At 59.2% G+C, this 2,701-nt stretch carries 2 rRNA genes (1 of these 2 cut by a window edge); both read right to left on the bottom strand.

Annotated elements, in window-relative coordinates:
* A 23S ribosomal RNA gene (locus ACH4B3_RS34140) occupies positions 1-633 on the bottom strand; its annotated part reaches 1,808 nt to the left of the window's first position; the annotation flags it as partial.
* A 284-nt stretch (positions 634-917) separates the two neighbouring features.
* A 16S ribosomal RNA gene (locus ACH4B3_RS34135) occupies positions 918-2,446 on the bottom strand.
* Between the last annotated feature and the right edge of the window lie 255 nt (positions 2,447-2,701).

Raw genomic sequence — 2,701 nt, 5'->3', positions numbered from 1 at the left:
TCCCGACGCTCCCACGGCTTGTAGGCACACGGTTTCAGGTACTATTTCACTCCGCTCCCGCGGTACTTTTCACCATTCCCTCACGGTACTATCCGCTATCGGTCACCAGGGAATATTTAGGCTTAGCGGGTGGTCCCGCCAGATTCACACGGGATTTCTCGGGCCCCGTGCTACTTGGGTGGCACTCCAACGAGCCGTACAGATTTCAGCTACGGGGGTCTTACCCTCTACGCCGGGCCTTTCGCATGCCCTTCGCCTATCCATACGGTTTCTGACTCGCCGACCGGCCGGCAGACCGATCAAAAGCACTCCCACAACCCCGCATGCGCAACCCCTGCCGGGTATCACACACATACGGTTTAGCCTCATCCAGTTTCGCTCGCCACTACTCCCGGAATCACGGTTGTTTTCTCTTCCTGCGGGTACTGAGATGTTTCACTTCCCCGCGTTCCCTCCACACTGCCTATGTGTTCAGCAGCGGGTGACAGCCCATGACGACTGCCGGGTTTCCCCATTCGGACACCCCCGGATCAAAGCTCGGTTGACAGCTCCCCGGGGCCTATCGCGGCCTCCCACGTCCTTCATCGGTTCCTGGTGCCAAGGCATCCACCGTGCGCCCTTAAAAACTTGGCCACAGATGCTCGCGTCCACTGTGCAGTTCTCAAGCAACGACCAGCCACCCGTCACCCCCACTTCAACAGTGGAGTACACCGGGGCCGGCGTACCGAAGGCACAAGCTCACGCTCGTACCCTCAGACACCCAACAGCGCGCCCGACACCCTCAGCCGATCCCATCCACGTTCCACGCCGAAGCAGTACTAGCGAACCAACCGAACCAAGAGTGCCGAATAGTCAACGTTCCACCCATGAGCTAACCGTGCGAGACATTCGCTCGCAGTCGGCCATGTGCTCCTTAGAAAGGAGGTGATCCAGCCGCACCTTCCGGTACGGCTACCTTGTTACGACTTCGTCCCAATCGCCAGTCCCACCTTCGACGACTCCCTCCCACAAGGGGTTGGGCCACCGGCTTCGGGTGTTACCGACTTTCGTGACGTGACGGGCGGTGTGTACAAGGCCCGGGAACGTATTCACCGCAGCAATGCTGATCTGCGATTACTAGCGACTCCGACTTCATGGGGTCGAGTTGCAGACCCCAATCCGAACTGAGACCGGCTTTTTGAGATTCGCTCCACCTCGCGGTATCGCAGCTCTTTGTACCGGCCATTGTAGCACGTGTGCAGCCCAAGACATAAGGGGCATGATGACTTGACGTCGTCCCCACCTTCCTCCGAGTTGACCCCGGCAGTCTCCTGTGAGTCCCCATCACCCCGAAGGGCATGCTGGCAACACAGAACAAGGGTTGCGCTCGTTGCGGGACTTAACCCAACATCTCACGACACGAGCTGACGACAGCCATGCACCACCTGTACACCGACCACAAGGGGGGCACCATCTCTGATGCTTTCCGGCGTATGTCAAGCCTTGGTAAGGTTCTTCGCGTTGCGTCGAATTAAGCCACATGCTCCGCCGCTTGTGCGGGCCCCCGTCAATTCCTTTGAGTTTTAGCCTTGCGGCCGTACTCCCCAGGCGGGGAACTTAATGCGTTAGCTGCGGCACGGACAACGTGGAATGTCGCCCACACCTAGTTCCCAACGTTTACGGCGTGGACTACCAGGGTATCTAATCCTGTTCGCTCCCCACGCTTTCGCTCCTCAGCGTCAGTATCGGCCCAGAGATCCGCCTTCGCCACCGGTGTTCCTCCTGATATCTGCGCATTTCACCGCTACACCAGGAATTCCGATCTCCCCTACCGAACTCTAGCCTGCCCGTATCGAATGCAGACCCGGGGTTAAGCCCCGGGCTTTCACATCCGACGTGACAAGCCGCCTACGAGCTCTTTACGCCCAATAATTCCGGACAACGCTCGCGCCCTACGTATTACCGCGGCTGCTGGCACGTAGTTAGCCGGCGCTTCTTCTGCAGGTACCGTCACTTGCGCTTCTTCCCTGCTGAAAGAGGTTTACAACCCGAAGGCCGTCATCCCTCACGCGGCGTCGCTGCATCAGGCTTTCGCCCATTGTGCAATATTCCCCACTGCTGCCTCCCGTAGGAGTCTGGGCCGTGTCTCAGTCCCAGTGTGGCCGGTCGCCCTCTCAGGCCGGCTACCCGTCGTCGCCTTGGTAGGCCATTACCCCACCAACAAGCTGATAGGCCGCGGGCTCATCCTGCACCGCCGGAGCTTTCCACGCGCAGACCATGCGGTCACGCGTCATATCCGGTATTAGACCCCGTTTCCAGGGCTTGTCCCAGAGTGCAGGGCAGATTGCCCACGTGTTACTCACCCGTTCGCCACTAATCCCCCACCGAAGCGGGTTCATCGTTCGACTTGCATGTGTTAAGCACGCCGCCAGCGTTCGTCCTGAGCCAGGATCAAACTCTCCGTGAATGCTTTCCCCGTCATCGGGGTGACACTCGCGTTGAGCGGAACACGCCGGGAGGAATAGTCCCGACATGTTCACAGCGTCCTCGCTGTGTGTGTTTCTTCAAAGGAACCTCGTCCCAGGCCATTCACCGGCCCGGAGACGGGGTATCAACATATCTGGCGTTGACTTTTGGCACGCTGTTGAGTTCTCAAGGAACGGACGCTTCCTTCGTACTCACCCTCTCGGGCTTTCCTCCGGGCGCTTCCCTTCGGTGTTTC

Origin of the sequence: Streptomyces sp. NPDC018031 (genome assembly GCF_044327625.1) — a bacterium.
In the GTDB taxonomy this organism is placed as follows: Bacteria; Actinomycetota; Actinomycetes; order Streptomycetales; family Streptomycetaceae; genus Streptomyces.
This window is presented reverse-complemented; position numbering and strand designations above follow the sequence as displayed.